General features: G+C 49.8%; 17 protein-coding genes. 11 read left to right on the top strand and 6 right to left on the bottom strand.

Annotation, left to right across the window (positions count from 1 at the left end):
* Positions 1-4 precede the first annotated feature (4 nt).
* On the bottom strand, positions 5-907 hold the full coding sequence (locus tag ACGHZ6_RS19115) for an ATP-binding cassette domain-containing protein (RefSeq protein WP_390615623.1): 903 nt from the start codon (positions 905-907) through the stop codon (positions 5-7).
* A gap of 150 nt (positions 908-1,057) precedes the next feature.
* Between ACGHZ6_RS19115 and ACGHZ6_RS19110 the strand changes: the two genes are divergently transcribed.
* On the top strand, positions 1,058-2,368 hold the full coding sequence (locus ACGHZ6_RS19110) for an AmpG family muropeptide MFS transporter (RefSeq protein ID WP_390619192.1): 1,311 nt from the start codon (positions 1,058-1,060) through the stop codon (positions 2,366-2,368).
* A gap of 12 nt (positions 2,369-2,380) precedes the next feature.
* Here ACGHZ6_RS19110 and ACGHZ6_RS19105 read toward each other — a convergent pair whose 3' ends face one another.
* Positions 2,381-2,686 carry an MGMT family protein gene (locus tag ACGHZ6_RS19105; protein WP_390615622.1) on the bottom strand — a complete coding sequence of 102 codons (306 nt, stop codon included), beginning with the start codon at positions 2,684-2,686 and terminating at the stop codon, positions 2,381-2,383.
* A gap of 54 nt (positions 2,687-2,740) precedes the next feature.
* On the opposite strand from ACGHZ6_RS19105, the gene ACGHZ6_RS19100 reads away from it, so the two are divergent.
* The 4 genes from ACGHZ6_RS19100 (at position 2,741) to groL (ending at position 6,720) form a co-directional block, all read left to right on the top strand.
* Positions 2,741-3,781 carry a DUF481 domain-containing protein gene (locus ACGHZ6_RS19100; protein ID WP_390615621.1) on the top strand — a complete coding sequence of 347 codons (1,041 nt, stop codon included), beginning with the start codon at positions 2,741-2,743 and terminating at the stop codon, positions 3,779-3,781.
* 118 nt (positions 3,782-3,899) lie between these two features.
* Positions 3,900-4,415, top strand: coding sequence for an FxsA family protein (locus tag ACGHZ6_RS19095; RefSeq protein ID WP_390615620.1), 516 nt, complete (start codon positions 3,900-3,902; stop codon positions 4,413-4,415).
* A gap of 287 nt (positions 4,416-4,702) precedes the next feature.
* On the top strand, positions 4,703-4,996 hold the full coding sequence (locus ACGHZ6_RS19090; protein ID WP_390615619.1) for a co-chaperone GroES: 294 nt from the start codon (positions 4,703-4,705) through the stop codon (positions 4,994-4,996).
* A gap of 71 nt (positions 4,997-5,067) precedes the next feature.
* Positions 5,068-6,720, top strand: coding sequence for a chaperonin GroEL (gene groL, locus ACGHZ6_RS19085; protein WP_390619191.1), 1,653 nt, complete (start codon positions 5,068-5,070; stop codon positions 6,718-6,720).
* Between the two features lie 196 nt (positions 6,721-6,916).
* Here groL and ACGHZ6_RS19080 read toward each other — a convergent pair whose 3' ends face one another.
* A complete protein-coding gene (locus tag ACGHZ6_RS19080) occupies positions 6,917-7,597 on the bottom strand; it encodes a hypothetical protein (RefSeq protein WP_390615618.1) in 681 nt (226 codons plus the stop codon).
* A 428-nt stretch (positions 7,598-8,025) separates the two neighbouring features.
* On the opposite strand from ACGHZ6_RS19080, the gene ACGHZ6_RS19075 reads away from it, so the two are divergent.
* Both ACGHZ6_RS19075 and ACGHZ6_RS19070 read left to right on the top strand, forming a co-directional pair.
* Positions 8,026-8,670 carry a urate hydroxylase PuuD gene (locus tag ACGHZ6_RS19075; protein ID WP_390615617.1) on the top strand — a complete coding sequence of 215 codons (645 nt, stop codon included), beginning with the start codon at positions 8,026-8,028 and terminating at the stop codon, positions 8,668-8,670.
* A gap of 132 nt (positions 8,671-8,802) precedes the next feature.
* On the top strand, positions 8,803-9,600 hold the full coding sequence (locus ACGHZ6_RS19070) for a hypothetical protein (RefSeq protein WP_390615616.1): 798 nt from the start codon (positions 8,803-8,805) through the stop codon (positions 9,598-9,600).
* Between the two features lie 123 nt (positions 9,601-9,723).
* On the opposite strand, the gene ACGHZ6_RS19065 is transcribed toward ACGHZ6_RS19070, so the two are convergent.
* Positions 9,724-10,038: a Lar family restriction alleviation protein gene (locus tag ACGHZ6_RS19065; RefSeq protein ID WP_390615615.1), complete on the bottom strand. Its 315-nt coding sequence runs from the start codon at positions 10,036-10,038 to the stop codon at positions 9,724-9,726.
* A gap of 479 nt (positions 10,039-10,517) precedes the next feature.
* On the opposite strand from ACGHZ6_RS19065, the gene ACGHZ6_RS19060 reads away from it, so the two are divergent.
* Positions 10,518-12,038, top strand: coding sequence for a fumarate hydratase (locus ACGHZ6_RS19060; RefSeq protein WP_390615614.1), 1,521 nt, complete (start codon positions 10,518-10,520; stop codon positions 12,036-12,038).
* An 81-nt stretch (positions 12,039-12,119) separates the two neighbouring features.
* On the opposite strand, the gene ACGHZ6_RS19055 is transcribed toward ACGHZ6_RS19060, so the two are convergent.
* A complete protein-coding gene (locus ACGHZ6_RS19055) occupies positions 12,120-13,064 on the bottom strand; it encodes a DUF1295 domain-containing protein (RefSeq protein WP_390615613.1) in 945 nt (314 codons plus the stop codon).
* An 8-nt stretch (positions 13,065-13,072) separates the two neighbouring features.
* On the bottom strand, positions 13,073-15,196 hold the full coding sequence (locus ACGHZ6_RS19050; RefSeq protein WP_390615612.1) for a molybdopterin-dependent oxidoreductase: 2,124 nt from the start codon (positions 15,194-15,196) through the stop codon (positions 13,073-13,075).
* A gap of 138 nt (positions 15,197-15,334) precedes the next feature.
* Here ACGHZ6_RS19050 and ACGHZ6_RS19045 point away from each other — a divergent pair, with 138 nt between their 5' ends.
* The 3 genes from ACGHZ6_RS19045 (at position 15,335) to ACGHZ6_RS19035 (ending at position 18,302) form a co-directional block, all read left to right on the top strand.
* On the top strand, positions 15,335-16,321 hold the full coding sequence (locus ACGHZ6_RS19045) for a GlxA family transcriptional regulator (protein ID WP_390615611.1): 987 nt from the start codon (positions 15,335-15,337) through the stop codon (positions 16,319-16,321).
* A gap of 123 nt (positions 16,322-16,444) precedes the next feature.
* The gene (locus ACGHZ6_RS19040; RefSeq protein WP_390615610.1) at positions 16,445-16,786 is read left to right on the top strand and encodes a 4a-hydroxytetrahydrobiopterin dehydratase; all 342 of its coding nucleotides are present in this window, start codon (positions 16,445-16,447) and stop codon (positions 16,784-16,786) included.
* Positions 16,787-16,979: 193 nt separating this feature from the next.
* The gene (locus tag ACGHZ6_RS19035) at positions 16,980-18,302 is read left to right on the top strand and encodes a DUF2860 family protein (protein ID WP_390615609.1); all 1,323 of its coding nucleotides are present in this window, start codon (positions 16,980-16,982) and stop codon (positions 18,300-18,302) included.
* Positions 18,303-18,330: the final 28 nt, after the last annotated feature.

Here is an 18,330-nt window from a genome sequence, read left to right as displayed (position 1 = left end):
TTCCTTATTCGCGAAGGCTGTGACCAGTGAGTTTAAGAAATAAATCATCCAGTGTTGGATTGCGTACCTGTAAAGACTGAATGGATATACCTTCGGCAATTAATTGCTGTAAGGTGTTTTCTACCGACTCGGTTTTTATTACCACTTGGCCATTGAGCTGTTCAGTATGTGTTGTCAGGTGCTGCAATTGCTGCGGGCCTATATCCTGTTTATCCAGACAGACAAACACATGCTGGAAGTGTTCCTGTAATAATGCGGTAGGCGTACCTTCAGCGATGATTTTGCCGCGGTCAACAATAAGCAACTGGTCACAGAGTTGCTCGGCTTCATCCATATAGTGGGTGGTTAACACCACGGTTTTGCCCTGTTGTTTAATGGCTTCGATCAATGCCCAAAAATTGCGCCGCGACTGTGGATCAAGGCCGGTTGTGGGTTCATCGAGGAAAATTATTTCCGGATCATTAACCAGGGCGACAGCCAGCAGTACTCGCTGGCGTTGTCCGCCTGATAACTTTGCGGCAGGTTGATCAAGAAACTCTGCCAAGCTGCACTGTTCAACCAGTTTATCCAGAGGTTGGGGCTTGGGGTAAAAACTGGCAAACAGTTCCAGCACCTCCCGTACCGTCAGGTAATCCATTAGTGCGGTGGACTGAAACTGGATACCCGCTTCCAGTTTGAATTTATCGCTATGTTTTTCACCTTTATAGAAGATCTCTCCCGACGTGGGTTGAGTGATACCTTCGATCATCTCAATGGTGGTGGTTTTACCGGCTCCGTTGGGGCCTAGAAGACCAAAACAAATTCCCTGGGGAATGGAAAAACTTAAGCCGTTCACTGCCTGTACTTTTTTAAAGTGCTTAACCAGATTGCGGACTTCGAGGATGTTGCCCATTGAGATCTTAACCATGTCGGGGACTGCGAGTTGTGTTAGGGTATATCGAAATGCCCGGACTAAGAAGTCAAACCGATAAGAAAAATGGCTGCATCATTTAATACCTCTCCTGTACATACCTGGCGCGAAGCCTTTTTGGTCTATCTGAAGCCTCAGGTAGTGGCCATGTTGTTTCTGGGTTTTGCGGCAGGATTGCCGTTGTTATTGGTGTTTTCGACACTGAGTGCCTGGTTACGGGAGATGGAGGTTAGTCGCAGTGCCATTGGCTTTTTTGGCTGGGTGGGGATTACCTATTCGGTAAAAGTGTTTTGGGCGCCGATTGTTGACCGTTTACGTTTGCCGTTGCTGACTCGTGCCTTAGGCCAACGACGCAGTTGGATGTTGGCTGGTCAGTTGGGCATTATTGTGGGCTTGCTAGCCATGGTGGCTTGTGATCCCGAAACCCAGTTGGTTGCCCTGGCGTTGTGTGCAGTGCTGGTAGCCTTTTCCTCGGCTACACAGGATATCGCCATCGATGCATTCCGTATCGAATCGGCGGTAACAGAATATCAAGGGGCCATGTCGGCCAGTTATATCACCGGTTATCGCATCGCCATGCTGGTCGCCGGGGCAGGGGCTCTGTATATCGCAGAATTCAGTTCCTGGATGTGGGCGTATGTGTCCATGGCTGCATTGATGGGGGTTGGTGTTATCACTGTGCTGTTGATTCGCGAGCCTCGCCACGAAATAAATGCACAAACTGACGACATTGAAAGCCATTTAATTGAACAGGTGCTTCACCACCAACCTCAAACCCGCAGTCAGCGACTGGCAGCCTGGTTTGCCAGTGCTGTAGTAGCGCCTTTTGTAGAGTTCTTCCAACGCAATGGCCGTTTTGCCATATTGGTGTTGCTGTTTATCGGCCTTTATCGTCTCAGTGATATCACCATGGGTATTATGGCGAATCCCTTCTATTTGGATTTGGGTTTCAGCAAGACAGAAATTGCGGATATAGGTAAGGTGTTTGGTTTCTTTATGACCATCGCCGGTACCTTTATCGGTGGTTTGCTGGTGGTACGCTATGGTGTTTTTAGGCCCTTAATTGCCGGGGCAGTGCTGGTTGCCGTGACCAATGTATTGTTTGCCCAACTGGCATTGGCTGGCCCCGATCTTACATGGCTGGCGATTGTGATCAGCGCTGATAACCTTAGTGGTGGTTTTGCCAATGCCGCCTTTATCGCCTATCTATCGGGCATGACTAACCGCGCCTACACAGCTACCCAATATGCGCTATTTAGTTCTCTGATGACCTTACCAGGGAAATTCCTCAGTGGCTTTTCCGGTATTATTGTCGATGCCTACGACTACCACAGCTTCTTCCTGTATGCGGCCTTCATGGGAATCCCGGCGATTATTCTGGCTGTTGTGGTGGCTCGCCATAATGGCCGTCACTTGCAGGGTATGGAAGCGGAAGAGTCTAACGCTGTTAAAAGCTAATGTTGTTACAAGCTAGGGCTGCCAAAAGTAAGCCTTAGCGACTTTACCCTTATACAAACTCACGCCATCGTTCTCCAAGCGCCGTTGCTGTTCTTGGCCGCTTGGGCCGTCTAACGACAACTTGCCCTGACTGTTGAGCACCCGATGCCAGGGCAGGTTACTGTCACTGGGCAGATTGCGCAAAATATAGCCGACCAAACGTGCCCGTCCAGGAAAGCCAGCCATCTCAGCAATTTGGCCATAGGCGGCGACCCTGCCTTTGGGAATGGCATTGATGACCAGCAAAATAGCTTCGCGCATTTCCGGGTTTTGAGACATTTGTGGCTGCCCAGTAGTAGAATACCCACAATTTTGACAGATTGGATTGGGCGCGTGAAAGCTTATTTTGGGGGTCTGCTGACTCTTCTTGTTTCCACCTTTATCTCCACTGCGTCGTTAGCCGGTGAAATCATTTTAAATAACGGTGATTGGATTAAAGGGGATCTGACCCGGCTGCAGGACGATATTATCTACTGGAAGTCGGAGAACTTTGGTGAGCTGACCATTGAGAAAAGCAAGGTGTTGCAGCTGCGCACTGAGACCTATGTGAAGGTCAACGGCCATGATTTACCCTGCCGGATTCGCGGTATGGATGAGGGGCGCCTGATGTACGACTGCGCCGATGGCGACAAGGTCAAAATCTCTCTGTTATCTGTAGATTCACTGCAGCCCTATGCCGAATATGCCGCCGGTGCATATGACTATGAAGGTAAAGTGGCCATTGCCGGTACGCATTCCCGGGGTAACAAGGTGGAAGAAGACTGGGATGTATCCAGTGAAGTGAAGTTCCGCCGTGGCGAATACCGTCATGTTATGACGTTGGAATACGAAAGCGAATCCTCAGATGATGACCCGGTGGATGAGGAGTACGACATCAAGTACCGCCTTGACTGGTTCTTCGATGAGAGTTGGTTCTGGTACAACGAAGTGGGTATTGGCGCCGATGATTCGAAAAATATCGATGAAAGTTACCTGCTAGGTAGCGGATTGGGCCACCAGATGTGGGAGTCCCACCGCGGAGGCCTGGCGCTGGAACTGGGTGTGGAGTATATCAAAGAGCTTTTCAATCCAGACGAAGAGCAGAAGCTGGACCCAACCTTTAACAGCAAGCTCGATCAAACCTTGTTACGCTTCGCGACGGATTTCAGTTACCAGTTCCCGATATCGCTGAAGTTTATCCACAACCATGAATTACTCTATTCGGTGGACAATAGTGATGATTGGCGCTTTGCCAGTGATACCGGCTTTAATGTGCCCTTGGGCGAGGGCCTGTTCTCTGAGTTTTTGCTGGAGTATGACTACGACAACGACCCGCAAGCGGACAACCGTCGTGAAGATACCAAGTTTAAAGTCGGTGTAGGTTACGAATGGTAGCCTGCTTTAGGGCGTTAAGAAGCGTAAATCAGAGCGGGGTCACCTTGTATTTTGCCCAGTTGACCACCATCTAAGGGGTATCGGCGGAATTCCGCGTTAACCCCTTAATAAGGTCACTATGCCCCTCCTACTGTTATTTATCCTGATTCCCGTATTTGAAATGTGGTTGCTGATTAAGGTTGGCAGCCATATTGGTGCCTTGCCCACCATTGGCTTGGTGCTGCTGACGGCCATGATTGGCCTCGCGCTGTTGCGTCAGCAGGGCTTTGCGACTCTGCTGCGAGCTAACCAGAAGATGGAGGCGGGCCAACTGCCAGCACAGGAAATCGTCGATGGCTTGTTTCTGGCTGTTGGTGGCGCCTTACTCCTCACGCCGGGTTTCTTTACCGATGCTATCGGTTTTATCTGTCTGATCCCCGGTTTACGCCGTTTGTTACTGGGTCGCCTGATTCAAAACTGGATCTCCAAGCCGCATCAGGGTTTTCATTTCAGGGCATCCGGTTTCCGTACTGGCCCGGGTTTTGACCCTCGTGGAGAAACTTTTGACCACGACCCCCAGCGTCCTCAATCTCCGTCTCAATCTCAGCAGCGCCGTCCAGATGTGCTGGAAGGGGACTTCAAGCGCGAGGATTAACCCCGCATTTTCTTGCTTAGGCCTCAAAAAGCGATGAAAAAATGGACAAATCCAAATTTTTTGCCATTTTTTCATCTTGAGCTGTTGAAATCGCTTAATCGACCCCCATTTTCGTTTACACAGATTCTTTACTCCATATGTCCGGTCATTCCCGGTAGGGGAGACAGGCTCTGGAGTTGGTTGTCAGGCTAAGCTGGCAACACCCTATAAAAACCCGGTTTGGCCGCAAGGCTACCCGGATCACATTTTTGGATGCCTCCTTCGGGAGATGACTTGGAGACATGTTCATGAAAATTCGTCCTTTGCACGACCGCGTAGTCGTTCGCCGTCAGGAAGAAGAAACCACCACTGCTAGCGGTATTGTTCTGCCTGGTTCTGCCACTGAAAAGCCTAACCAGGGTGAAGTGGTTGCTGTAGGTAGCGGTCGCGTGCTGGAAAGCGGTGAAGTTCGCGCTGTAGACGTAAACGTTGGCGATACCGTGGTATTCGGTAAGTACGCTGGTAGCGACACCATCAAGATCGACGGCGAAGAGCTGATCGTTCTGAGCGAAAGTGATATCAAAGCCGTCCTGGAAAAGTAAGCGGAAGGCTAATTTAGCTGTCTAGTAACCCTTAGTTAAGTGAAAGCTAATAAGAATTTTAAGGAATTTAAATCATGGCAAAAGTTGTTAAGTTTGGTGACGAAGCTCGCCAAGGCATGCTGGCTGGTGTAAACGTACTGGCTGATGCGGTAAAAACTACTCTGGGCCCTAAAGGCCGTAACGTTGTTCTGGATAAGTCTTTCGGTGCTCCAACTGTAACCAAAGACGGTGTATCTGTTGCTAAAGAAATCGAGCTGAAAGACAAGTTCGAAAACATGGGCGCGCAAATGGTTAAGGAAGTTGCTTCCCAGGCCAACGACGTAGCCGGTGACGGTACCACTACTGCAACTGTTCTGGCTCAAGCTATCGTAAATGAAGGTCTGAAGTCCGTTGCTGCTGGCATGAACCCAATGGATCTGAAGCGCGGTATCGACAAAGCGGTTGTTGCTGCAGTTGCTGAAATCCAGGCTATCGCCCAGCCTTGTGCCGATGGCAAATCCATCGAGCAGGTTGGTACCATCTCTGCAAACTCCGATTCTTCCGTTGGTCAGATCATTGCTGAAGCCATGGAAAAAGTGGGTAAAGAAGGTGTTATCACCGTTGAAGAAGGTCAGGCTCTGGATAACGAGCTGGACGTTGTTGAAGGTATGCAGTTCGATCGCGGTTACCTGTCTCCATACTTCATCACTAACCAGGAAAACATGAGTGTTGAGCAAGAGTCTCCGTTCATCCTGCTGGTAGACAAAAAAGTGTCCAACATCCGCGAGCTGCTGCCGACTCTGGAAGCCGTAGCTAAAGCCGGTAAGCCACTGGTTATCATCGCTGAAGACATCGAAGGCGAAGCGCTGGCAACTCTGGTTGTTAACAACATGCGCGGTATCGTTAAGGTTTCTGCCTGTAAAGCACCTGGTTTCGGCGATCGTCGTAAAGCCATGCTGCAAGACATCGCTATCCTGACTGGCGCTACTGTGATCTCTGAAGAAGTAGGTCTGGATCTGGAAGCGGTAACTCTGGAGCACCTGGGTACTGCCAAGCGCGTAACCATGAGCAAAGAAAACACCGTTATCGTTGATGGCGCTGGTGAAGCAGCTGACATCGAAGCCCGTGTTGCTCAAATCCGTGCCCAAATCGAAGAATCTTCTTCTGACTACGACAAAGAGAAACTGCAAGAGCGTGTAGCCAAGCTGGCTGGCGGTGTTGCTGTGATCAAAGTAGGTGCTATCACCGAAGTAGAAATGAAAGAGAAGAAAGCTCGCGTTGAAGATGCTCTGCACGCAACCCGCGCTGCGGTAGAAGAAGGCGTAGTTGCCGGTGGTGGTTCTGCACTGCTGCGCGCTGTTGCCGCTATCGCTGATCTGGAAGGCGACAACGAAGATCAAAACGTTGGTATCGCTCTGGCTCGTCGTGCGATGGAAGCGCCTCTGCGTCAAATCGTTGATAACGCTGGTGGTGAAGCCTCTGTTGTTGCTGACAAGGTTAAGCAAGGCGACGGTAACTTCGGTTACAACGCTGCAACCGGTGAGTACGGCGATATGCTGGAAATGGGTATCCTGGATCCAGCTAAAGTAACCCGCTCTGCTCTGCAGGCTGCCGGTTCTGTTGCTGGTCTGATGATCACCACCGAAGCTATGGTTGCCGATGCACCTGAAGAAGGTGGCGCTGGTGGCGGTATGCCAGATATGGGCGGCATGGGTGGAATGGGCGGTATGCCAGGAATGATGTAATTCCTGCCAGCTCATTAGCTCAAAGAAAGGCTCGCTTCGGCGGGCCTTTTTTCTTTTCTGGAGGAGGGCATTCTAAACCCGGGGTATGACCCGTAGGGTCAGACCCCTGCTATGGAGTAAAGCGAACAGTAATACCACGTTAGGAAGGACCGGGGTCTGACCCTGCGGGTCAGACCCCTCTTACGAAATAAAGGGCTTAGTCCCAAGTCAGGAAATCAGGATCCTGCCCTGGGGGGTTATCTAACGGATGGGATTTCTTCTCCGGCCGCCCATGCTTTTCCAAATACTCCAGCGCCACCCGCTCAGCATTATCCGCCTTTATCCAGGGCTGGGAAAAGTTGATATAGCGCTTGAGCTTGTCAGTCAAACTTATGCGCACCTGCTCAGCCAGCGCCGGATCCTGCTGATACAGTTTGTCAAAATTCAGCTCAAACAACTGCAGGCAGGCAATGTCCTTGATGTAGTGCAGTCCCTTGAGGGTAGACAGTTTCACCATCGGCAGCTGAACCTTGCCGTGCACACGATCAAACAGCTCATCGTTTTCGTACTGGCAGGGGGTGAACTGGTTGGTTTCCGGGTTGTAGTGGGCCAGTTGAGGAATATCCTCATGGTTGGCGGGATCGTAATACAGATACAGGTCACTGGGCTGCAGCCAGGCATCAGGAATCAAAAAGCTAATGCCACTTTTGGCTTGGACTTTGGGTAGATAGCGTTGAGTGCCGGTATCGGTCAGGCGATATTCCATGACGACACGATCCGTTGTGCCAGTATGGATCGCAAAGCCACGCTCCATCACCAAGCAAAACAGCTCGAAATGTTCATTTTGAGATTTGTAGACGACGAAATCTGGATCATCGGCTCTTCCATAGCCCCACATGGATACCACCCCTTTACTAACTCAAGTGCCTTGCTGAAGGCGAAAAATAACGCTGATCATTTTGTGTGCAAGTTATGCTCGAGGATTATACGCCAAAATACTGGCGTGAGAAGTTGTAGCTCGCCAAGCTGTGCATAAATGCACGAAAAAGACCCAGTAAATAGACATGTGGAGTGTCCAAGGTCGGAAAAAAGGCTTCTTATTTAGGGGGCTAAGGCTTAAAATACGACCCGTTTTATTTCTTGCCAATATTTTCTAAGTCCCTGTTTTTACTGGGGTTATAGAGGGTTGGGTTTACTGGGTTTTGCTTTGGGGTTGCGTTCGGTTGCACAGACACCTTATAAAGGTGGCACTGGGCGCAAGGCTTCTTGCCATAAGGCCTGACCTGGAATAACGATAATTTGATAGCCGATGTAAAGGATCTCAATATGGAAACCATGAATTTAATTAACTTCCTGGCGCGCTGGGGGCACCTGCTGTTTGGTATTACCTGGATTGGCCTGCTGTACTACTTCAACTTCATTCAAGGTGGTTACTTCAAAAAAGCGACTCCTGAAGCCCTGAAAGACGCAAAAGCGCACCTGGCTCCTGAAGCCCTGTGGTGGTTCCGCTGGGGTGCGATGTTCACCTTCCTGACCGGTCTGATTCTGCTGGTTGGTTTGGCCAAGCAAAGTCTGATGAATGTATACATCGTTGCCGGTGCCGCAATGGGTACCCTGATGTTCCTGAACGTATGGCTGATCATCTGGCCAAACCAGAAGATTGCTCTGGGCATGGTTGAAGGCGACGGTCCTACTGCTGCTGGTAAAGCGCTGCTGGCTTCCCGTACCAACGTTCTGTTCTCTGGTCCTATGGCTTTCTTCATGCTGGCTGGTCCTCACTTCGTAAGTGGCGGCGGTTACGGTGCCAAGATGGACGGTTCTACTGGCATCTGGGTTACTCTGGCTATTATTGCTGCCCTGGAAGTTAACGCTCTGGTTGGTAAGCAAGGTCCTATGACCACTGTTAAAGGTGTAATCACCTGCAGCATGATTCTGACTGCTGTTCTGGTTGGTCTGCTGGTTCTGGTGTAATTCGTTACCCATAACCTGAAAAAGCCGGGCTTGTCCCGGCTTTTTTGTGCCTGGTCGATTCTCAAGAGCAGGTGAGTTTGATATAAGTGTTCTCACTACACACGTCGAGTTAGATGGAAATAAGACAACAACATGGTTGAACGTAAAGAACCCACGCTGTCTGGCATTGGTGCCGTCAATCCCGATCATGATGATCTCCAATCATTGCGTCCTAAAACCGCTGCACAGTCCAAGACTAAGGCAGCCCCCAAGCCCTCACCGCAAGCGGCAACCAGAGTGGTGGCCAAGAGTTCGCCACTGGTACCCTTCGCGTTACTCTTGGCTTTAACCGGTTTGGGTTTAGCGGGTTTTGTCTATTGGCAGTTGACGCTGGCTCAGCAGCAGCTGGTCACGGCGGATGCCCGATTGTCCGAGTTGGAAAAACGTTTGGAGCTATCGGATGACGAGTCTACTCAATCGGTAACGGCTATCAGGGCCAAGTTGAAGTGGGCGGATTCAGAAATTCGCAAGCTCTGGGGCGTATCTCACGACCGTAACCGCAAGGCGATTGCGGCGAATAAAGATAAAGTGGCCAAGCTGGAAAAAAGTTTGGCGTCGGTAAAAAGCACCAGTTCGGCTACCAAGAAACAGGCTGACTCTCAGGCGCTGAGCTTGAAATCCTTGCAGTCTGAAAGCAAAACCCTGGCTTCACAAAGTGCCAAGGCGGTAGCCGATGTCGATACGGCGCAAAAGCAACTGCGCACTGTTGTGGATAAAGCCAATCGTATCGACCAGGAATTATCAGAACTGAAAAGCAGTTTACTGTCGCGTGTTCGTACCAACGAAGAGGCGATTGAGGCGATTGATGCTTATCGCGTAAAACTCAATCGCGATTTGTTACAGTTGAAACAGCAGTTAAGCAAGCCCGCTGCTTCAGCCACGCCTAAGTAACATTTGTGCTTCGTAGCTGGGGTCTGACCCACAGGGTCAGACCCCGATCGTGCCAAAGCTAGGGGGCCGACCCTGCGGGTCGTACCCCAGTTTAAGAACCCTGCGGGTCGAGTTAATGACAACTTAGTGACTAGATTCCCGCTTTCGCTGCGAAAAGTAACCATCATTGGCTTCTTCCTGGCGTAACACCCCCGCCAAATTCCTCACTGCATCTTCCAGCTCATGCAATCGTCCATGAACCTGCCGCGTTTCCCCCATACGTGATTGACGCAACAGTTTTGATGTTTGATTCCATTCCAGCACAGCATCTTCCTGCATTCGTCGGTGTGGGCCTGTAGCTCGACAGGTCTGACACACAACGGAGTGTGACATCAGGTGTCGACTGATATGCAGGTGGTCGCCGTCACAGAAAGGGCAATTTTCGACATGTGTGGCCATGATTATCTCCTAATGGAACGAAAAGGCTCAGGCCTCGCAAACTGATGCGGGGTCGAGAAAAACAAAACAGATCCCCCCAAAACGCGTTGGACTGTTTTGCAAAAAGGGTAAATCGTGATGACTGAATTGCACCTGAATGGTGCGAGTAGAAAAGGTTTTTCGAGGAGGGTAGGGCGCCTGGCAGCTCGGTGAGAGCTGCGTGCGGGTAGCTCTTTAGAGAGTCACGCAACGCCATCAGGAGTAGAGATCCTTCCTCTGATTCCGTTCTTATTCTCTGAGTGTAGGCATATCTTGTCGCATTGCAATAATTTTGACCCATTATATGGACTATTTTGTGAGTTTTGCTTGTCCAAGCTACTAAATATAGGGGCAAAAGCCCTTTGCCGGGTAATTAAAAGGACATTGGTGTAAAATGCGCCCCGCAATCGTGATCCCTGCCGTGGGTTAAGCCCAGGCTACCAAAAGAAGAGAAGAGCGCCATGACTACCGTCATTCGTAAGCAAGATTTGATCGACAGTGTTGCTGATGCACTGCAGTTTATCTCCTACTACCACCCCAAAGATTTTATCCAGGCGGTTAACGAAGCCTACGAGAAAGAGCAGAGCCAGGCGGCCAAAGATGCCATGGCGCAGATTCTGATTAACTCCCGTATGTGTGCCGAAGGCCACCGTCCTATCTGTCAGGACACCGGCATCGTTAGCGTGATCATGAAGATCGGTATGGACGTGCAGTGGGATTCCGACGGCATGAGCATCGATGACATGATCAACGAAGGTGTGCGTCGTGCCTACAACCACCCTGACAATGTGCTGCGTGCTTCTGTATTAGCCGACCCGGATGGCGCTCGTAAAAACACCAAAGACAACACCCCAGCCATGATCACCTACAAAATGGTTCCTGGCGATAAAGTTGATGTGCACGTAATGGCCAAAGGTGGCGGTAGTGAAGCCAAAACCAAGTTTGCCATGCTGAACCCATCGGATTCCGTAGTGGACTGGGTTCTGAACGTTGTACCAACCATGGGCGCTGGCTGGTGCCCACCGGGTATTCTGGGTATAGGCATTGGTGGTACCGCTGATAAAGCGCTGGCTATGGCTAAAGAAGCCTTGTTAGATCCTATCGATATTCACGACCTGCAAGAACGTGGTGCCGATAATCGCGCCGAAGAACTGCGTCTGGAATTGTTTGAAAAGGTCAATAATCTGGGTATTGGTGCTCAGGGCCTGGGTGGATTAACCACCGTATTGGATGTAAAAGTTAAAGACTGTCCAACCCATGCTGCCAACAAGCCTATCGCGATTCTGCCAAACTGTGCGGCAACTCGCCTGGCCAAGTTCACCCTGGACGGCACTGGCCCATCTCTGCAAACTCCTCCAAGCTTGGAAGACTGGCCAGAAATTACCTGGGAAGTGGGTAATGCTCGCCGCGTAAACCTGGATGAGATCACCAAAGAAGATGTTGCCGAGTGGCAGCCAGGTGAAACCGTACTGCTTTCTGGTAAGTTGCTAACCGGTCGTGATGCGGCTCACAAGCGCATGGTAGATATGATCGCCAAAGGCGAAGAGCTGCCGGTAGATTTCACCAACCGTATGATCTACTACGTAGGTCCGGTTGATCCTGTGGGTGAAGAAGTTGTTGGGCCGGCTGGCCCAACCACCGCAACCCGTATGGATAAGTTCACTCGTACCATGCTGGAAGAAACCGGCTTGCTGGGTATGGTGGGTAAAGCCGAGCGTGGCCCAATTGCTATTGAAGCGATTAAGGACAACAAAGCCGTTTATCTGATGGCTGTAGGTGGTTCTGCGTATCTGGTATCCAAAGCTATTAAAGCCTCTAAAGTGGTTGGCTTCGAAGACCTGGGTATGGAAGCGATCTACGAGTTCGAAATCAAGGATATGCCTGTGACTGTGGCGGTTGATGTGAAAGGTGAAGCCGTTCACCAGACTGGTCCAAAAATTTGGCAAGCCAAAATTGAGGAAGGCACCATTGAGGTTAAATAATCTCTAATACCTTTCTCACATAAAAAAAACCGGGCTATGCCCGGTTTTTTTTATGTCTGATATTTGTAATTTGGCGATGTATCAGGCTGTTCCTTCTTCGGCGGAAGATGAGCTTTTTACCGGTCCAGGAAAAAACATGTTCGTGGTTTGCTGGTAGGCCTTATATTCAGGGCGTTTTTGTACTGAATAATATTCAGAGGGAATGGCACCGGTGAAAAATACCAGGGTGTTATACATAATGTAGGACGCATAAATTAAGGCGGCACCTAACAATGCCCAGCTTACAAAAGGCATTGACGAAAACAGTGCTAACAGAGAAGGTATGGCGGCAATGACTAACGCATTCCATACCATCCATTCGGCAAAATAATTAGGGTGCCTGCTGTAGCGCCATAACCCAACATTGCAAACTTTGTTTTTTTCTCCCCGTTGCTTCATGTCACGAAGGAACTGGTGCTTCTGTTTGTCCGCCACCGACTCCATGATGAAAGCCGCAAACCATAACAGTAAACCCAAAATTTCAAGTACTGAATAGCTCGGGTTGGGGTTGGCGCTGATAATGAACGCCGGTACCGCGAGGAAGGAGGCATTGGCTAACCCCTGCAGGATGGCGTCTACCTGTATAACAAGCATGGTGTTGGTTTTACCAGACTTTTCCCAGCGTCGGCGTTGGAATTGATAACGTGGAAACTCCTTTTTAAACGCGCCAGCACGCCACATTTTTATGGCACCCAGGCCCATGCGTAAACCGATAAACAGATAAACAAAGCTCACGACACCTTTGCGCAAACTATCACCTTCGGCCAATAACAAGCAGGTGATACCAATAACCGCCAGACCCAGCGGCCAACCGATATCAACATAGGATAAGCGACCGGTTTTCCACGCCGGTAAACACACGACCAACGCAAACAGGATCAGTTGGGCAATCCCGTTGGTAAGACTGATCGTTTGAAACATGGGAATGTTCAGTAACAATAACCAGCCAAGGACAAATAAGGTTAAGGGAGAAAAGTATTTCAACATAAGGGTTCCTAATTAGCGATAGCTGTTTTAATGGCTTCGATAGCGACGGGTGTGCCATTAAAAGCGGCATTTCCGGTTAGCGGGTCGACGCGTTGTGTGTCAGTGAGGCTGTTAATGCTTATACCGGGTTGTGTAGCAGCGACATGCATTTGGGTATTGCGATGATTATGGCCCCAGCCTTGAGGAATACTTACAACCCCTTGCAGGATGTTATCGTTTACATCCACTTCAATATCGATTTCGCCGGTAGCGGATGTTACGCGAGCCATTTGCCCTGAGCTCAGCCCAAGCGCTTCAGCATCTTGGGAATGGAGTTGCAGCGTGACCGGGTTTTTACCTTTTACCAAGCGATGAGAGTTCTGCGTCCAGGTATTGTGGCTGCGGGCCAGGCGGCGGCCAATCATATCGTAGGGGAACTGATTGCGACGTTGCTGATCATCCCGGGCATATTGTTCGAGACGGGGCAGGTCGTTTAAATAAAACTCTGGTGCTAGCTGAATCTTGCCATCAGCGGTTTTGATTCTTTCTTCTAGGCAGGGTTGCAGTGGTCCCAGATCGATCCCGTGGGGATTATCAATCAACGTCTGTAAGCTCAATCCCTGATCCTTGTAATATCCATTCTGCAAACCCATATCCAGAATCATCTCCGGCGTAATGCCATCATCTTTCACGCCGGTTATACGGCAGATAAGGGCTTGCAGAATTTCCCAATCGTGTTTTTGATTAGCTGTTTTTTCAAATAACGGCGGTGAAAACTTGGCGTTATTACGTACCGCGAAGCTATTAAAAAACACATCGTAATGATTGATTTCCAAACCCGTAGTTGCCGGCAGGAAAATATCGGCATGTTTAGTGGTCTCATTCAGGTAGATATCAATCGATACCATAAAGTCTAAATTCTCGAACGCTTCGGTCAGTTGGTCGCCGCCTGGGGCTGAAAGTACCGGGTTGCCGGCGACGGTAAACATGGCGCGAACTTGACCTTCGCCGGGTGTCAGAATTTCTTCGGCTAGGGTGGCGATGGGAAACTCCGAGTTGTTGAAAGGCAGTTGCCGGACACGAGATTTGTGGCGACCGTAGGTGCTGGGTTTTCCTCTGGGTGTATTGGCCAGTAGATCAAAGGCTGGCATGGGCAGCATCGCCCCACCTTGGCGATCTAAATTCCCGGTGATGATATTCAGGGCGTAGGTTAACCATAGGCATAGACCGCCAAACGATTGGGTGGAAGCGCCCATGCGGCTATAACACACGGCGGAAGGTGCCCGTGCCATGTCATGGGCAAGCTCCCGTATCTTGTCTGCAGGTATTCCCACAACTTCGGCAACGCTTTCTGGGGTAAAGGGCCTAGCGGCTTGAGCCAGGTCATCAAAGCCAGCAGTCATATCTTGCAAGCGGCCCAAATTGCTCAAGCCATCGGTAATGATGGTGTTAATCATGGCCAAGAGCAGAAGGGCATCTTTTTCCGGGCGGATAAAAATATGTTCCGACGCCAGTTTGGCGGTTTCGGTGCGCCTAGGATCGATAACAACGATTTTACCGCCGCGCTTTTTAATGTCTTTCAGACGATCGGGAACGCCGGCGGCGGTCATCATGCTGCCGTTGGAGACCACCGGATTGCCACCGATAATCAGCATGTAGTCGGTTCGATCAATATCCGGCACAGGGATGACCATACCCGCCCCAAACATATAGTTAGAGGCGGCATGGTGAGGTAACTGATCAGCGGATGCCGAACTGTAAATGCTCTTTGAATTCAGCGCGCGGTGGAATTTTTTCAGAAACAGGGCATTGCCCAGATTGTGGGCGTTGGGATTACCCATATAGACCCCAACGGCATCGTTGCCGTGAGCAGCCTGAATGGTTTGGATCTTGTCCTGAATTTCATCAAACGCGGCTTCCCAGCTGATCTCCTCCCAACCAGCAGCCGTCTTTCTCATGGGGCTACGAATGCGGTCTGGATCTTTGTAGAAATCCTGCAAAGCGACCGCTTTAGGGCATATATGGCCACGGCTGAAAGGGTCTTGTTTGTCCGGTTTAATGGAGAGGATTTCCCCCTCTTTATGCTTGATCTCCAGGCCGCACATGGCCTCACAAATATTGCAGGTGCGGTAGTGGGTCTGTATTTCGCTCATAACCCCTGATCTCTCTCTGATGGCTTAGTTTTTTAGGGGAAAATTCTGGCAGTTGCCCGAGGGATGTGTAATTGTAGGAATCGACATAAAATTGGCCGATTTCGCCATTTGGTTTACGCATGAAGGGCCCAAAACCGCATGATCAAGATAAGCATATTGCTGTTCGACTACGTCCTGGCTGCCGCTGTGATGGGCATGAACGACATGTTGTATTTTGCCGGTAACACCTATCAGCGCCAGCAACGGGGCCGTCAACCTCGCTTTGATGTGCGTCTGGCTAGCCGCAACGCTGAGCCGGTTAAAGTGATGAATAATCTGTCCCTATCGCCTCATTGCTCACTGGAAGATATTGCAGGCAGTGATGTGGTGCTGGTGCCGACGATTAACGGTGATATAGATCTTACCCTGGCGCAGAATCAGGACATTATTGCGTTGCTGGAAGAGCTTAAAGATAAAGAGTGCCTGATAGGTTGTAACAGTACCGGCTCATTTTTTATGGCCGAAGCCGGTTTGCTGGATGGCAAACAGGCGACTACCTTGTGGCCGACGGTTGAAGAGTTTCAAGCACGTTACCCACAAGTCGACTTGCGTCCCGATCAATTGCTTACCGTGGATGGCAATGTGATTTGTGATGCTGGGGGAACCTCCTGGTTTGATCTCGGTTTGCACCTTATCGAACTGTTCTGTGGCCATAAAACCGCTATGGATACCGCTAAATACTTTATGGTGGACTTAGAGCGTTCGACGCAGTTATCTTTTTCGCCATTGGCCAGTATGAAATTCCACGGTGACAAAACCATTCTCGACATACAAAACTGGTTGGAGGGGCATTTTCGGGACGCGATCAGTATCGATGCGCTAGGTAAACAGTTTGGTTTATCCAACCGCTCCCTGTTAAGACGTTTTAAATTGGCGACAGGCACAACACCTTTAAATTACCTGCAGGATATACGCCTGGACACGGCGTGTCGGTTGCTGGTGCAGTCCAACCAGTCTATTGAGTCGATTACCCATGCCGTGGGTTATGAGGATGTTAGTTCTTTTATTCGCCTGTTTAAGCGCCGTGCCGGATTTTCCCCCAGCAATTACAGGGCTCGCTATCGAGCTGTACACGTTGCACGATAAGGGCGTAAATGCGGGATAAGACGACAAATGCCGTGGGAGCTGAGCTAGGCTTCAAAATTGCACTAAACTAAAGCTGATAGCGTATAAAGCGACATGACCAAGCTAAAACCATGGAGACGGTGAATGAAAGACCTCGCGACTGAAACCTGTGATGCCTGCCGGGCTGGTGCCCCTACGGTGAACCAGCAAGACCAAGTTGAATTGTTAGCTCAATTACCGGAGTGGCATATAACCGAGCGCGATGGCGTAGATCAGCTTGAAAAGGTTTATCCTTTCCCCGATTTTTCCAAAGCCCTGGATTTTGCCAATGCCGTGGGTGAGCTTGCCGAAGGTTCCAACCATCATCCAGCCATTCTTGTTGAATGGGGCAAAACCACGGTAACCTGGTGGACCCACAAGATTCGTGGCCTGCATCGCAACGATTTTATTATGGCGGCGAAGACTGATTACCTGCACAGCAAATAAATTTGTCACATCCTTGTGACAGTTGTCTGTCTCAAATGTGTGACGTTTTCTCAAAGCCAATTCGGCTAATGAAATTTCCCAATAGAAATAATTCGTCCTACTAGCACCTGTCAGTCCTGATCCTTGCTTACTACACTTTTTACAGAAATGTGTACAAGGCGTGTTACATGCCTTGATAACGTGGGAGGTGTCCATGTTATTTTCATTGCGGGCAAGTTGGTTCCATCTGGGTGGAACTTTTTCGCAGAAGGTTTTATTTCAAATTACAGCGGCGTTAGTTATCGCGTGCGTGGTTTCGTATCCTGCTTATGCGGTAACCATGGAAGAGTTGGAAGAGAAGTATCAGCAGGCCATGGACCTGCGTTCCAAAGGTAATCTTTACGGCTCGATCAAAGCGCTCAATCATGTACTTACTGTCGATCCACGTTTACATCGAGCGCGTCTTGAATTGGCGGTAGCCTATTACCGGGCCGCACGCTATCAACAAGCTGTAGCCCAAGCACAAATGGTCATTAATGATCCTTCTACACCAGCACAGGTGAGAGATACGGTTTCCTTGTTTTTGGAGCAGATTCAGTCTGTGGAAGAAGCCGATAGTGCACGGCGCCACAGTGTCGTCGGGCGTGTCGGTTTTGGCAGTGGTCACGATGATAATGTTAATGTCGGTCCCAACGATGACATATTTAATGTCAACGGTTCAGAGTTCAGATTACAGCCTGGTGATGAAGAACAGTCCGATGCTTTTGTGAATTTTTCCGCAGGTGTCGATCACAGTTATCGCTTGCCCGGTTCATTCAATCTGGGCGAAAAGCCGGTACAAGGGTTTTGGCAGAGCAGTGCCAGTGTCTACCGCAAGGAGTATCTGGATGAACACCCATACACCGTAGACGTCATTACCTTAAGCAGCGGGCCCGCCTTTATTTCACGCACCAACTGGCGTGCGAAAGTGGATGTGATTCTCGACTATATCCGCCTCGGTGATAATGCATTGGCGCTGTATAGCAGTCTCAATCCTTCCTATACCTGGGTGAACGGTAAAAACGAATACACCGCGAGTGGTAAATGGTTGTACCGTGAATTTCACACCGATGAAAACAAAGACCGCGAAGGTCATCGCTACGGTGCCAGCTTTGAGTATGGCCGCCGTGTAACACCTGGACTTTCACTGCAAACCGGTGTTGGTGGATATGAACAAAATGCCCGCATCGATATTGAAGAGTTCGATGTATGGGATTTTTACATCGGCGCCTATTGGAGAGCTTGGAATCAGGGCGCTGTATTCACCCGCGCCAGTTATCAAGAATCCGATTACAAAGGCAAAGAACCTTTATTTAATACCGGCCGCAGTGAGCGTGAACATCGCTATATGGTGGGTATGAATCACAGTTTTATGGACGGCTTTTTAAAAGGTTGGGTATTCGACATGCGTGTGAATTACACCGATACCCGTTCACGTATTGCCATTTATGAATACGATCGCACCGAGTTGAGTATGGATTTAACCCGGCGTTACTAACAGCTCCGTAGTTGTACGGAAGGAGCGT

Origin of the sequence: Maricurvus nonylphenolicus (assembly GCF_042854845.1) — a bacterium.
Taxonomy (GTDB): Bacteria; Pseudomonadota; Gammaproteobacteria; order Pseudomonadales; family Cellvibrionaceae; genus Maricurvus; species Maricurvus nonylphenolicus.
Note: the sequence above shows the minus strand (reverse complement) of the source record. Positions and strands in the feature narration are given on the sequence as shown.

Coding starts and splice junctions, on each gene's coding strand:
- ACGHZ6_RS19040 (WP_390615610.1), top strand. CDS start 16,445: ATGAAAGACCTCGCGACTGAAACCTGTGATGCCTGCCGGGCTGGTGCC.
- ACGHZ6_RS19095 (WP_390615620.1), top strand. CDS start 3,900: ATGCCCCTCCTACTGTTATTTATCCTGATTCCCGTATTTGAAATGTGG.
- ACGHZ6_RS19035 (WP_390615609.1), top strand. CDS start 16,980: ATGTTATTTTCATTGCGGGCAAGTTGGTTCCATCTGGGTGGAACTTTT.
- ACGHZ6_RS19115 (WP_390615623.1), bottom strand. CDS start 907: ATGGTTAAGATCTCAATGGGCAACATCCTCGAAGTCCGCAATCTGGTT.
- ACGHZ6_RS19110 (WP_390619192.1), top strand. CDS start 1,058: ATGTTGTTTCTGGGTTTTGCGGCAGGATTGCCGTTGTTATTGGTGTTT.
- ACGHZ6_RS19050 (WP_390615612.1), bottom strand. CDS start 15,196: ATGAGCGAAATACAGACCCACTACCGCACCTGCAATATTTGTGAGGCC.
- ACGHZ6_RS19055 (WP_390615613.1), bottom strand. CDS start 13,064: ATGTTGAAATACTTTTCTCCCTTAACCTTATTTGTCCTTGGCTGGTTA.
- ACGHZ6_RS19065 (WP_390615615.1), bottom strand. CDS start 10,038: ATGGCCACACATGTCGAAAATTGCCCTTTCTGTGACGGCGACCACCTG.
- ACGHZ6_RS19105 (WP_390615622.1), bottom strand. CDS start 2,686: ATGTCTCAAAACCCGGAAATGCGCGAAGCTATTTTGCTGGTCATCAAT.
- ACGHZ6_RS19075 (WP_390615617.1), top strand. CDS start 8,026: ATGGAAACCATGAATTTAATTAACTTCCTGGCGCGCTGGGGGCACCTG.
- ACGHZ6_RS19060 (WP_390615614.1), top strand. CDS start 10,518: ATGACTACCGTCATTCGTAAGCAAGATTTGATCGACAGTGTTGCTGAT.
- ACGHZ6_RS19080 (WP_390615618.1), bottom strand. CDS start 7,597: ATGTGGGGCTATGGAAGAGCCGATGATCCAGATTTCGTCGTCTACAAA.
- ACGHZ6_RS19090 (WP_390615619.1), top strand. CDS start 4,703: ATGAAAATTCGTCCTTTGCACGACCGCGTAGTCGTTCGCCGTCAGGAA.
- ACGHZ6_RS19045 (WP_390615611.1), top strand. CDS start 15,335: ATGATCAAGATAAGCATATTGCTGTTCGACTACGTCCTGGCTGCCGCT.
- ACGHZ6_RS19070 (WP_390615616.1), top strand. CDS start 8,803: ATGGTTGAACGTAAAGAACCCACGCTGTCTGGCATTGGTGCCGTCAAT.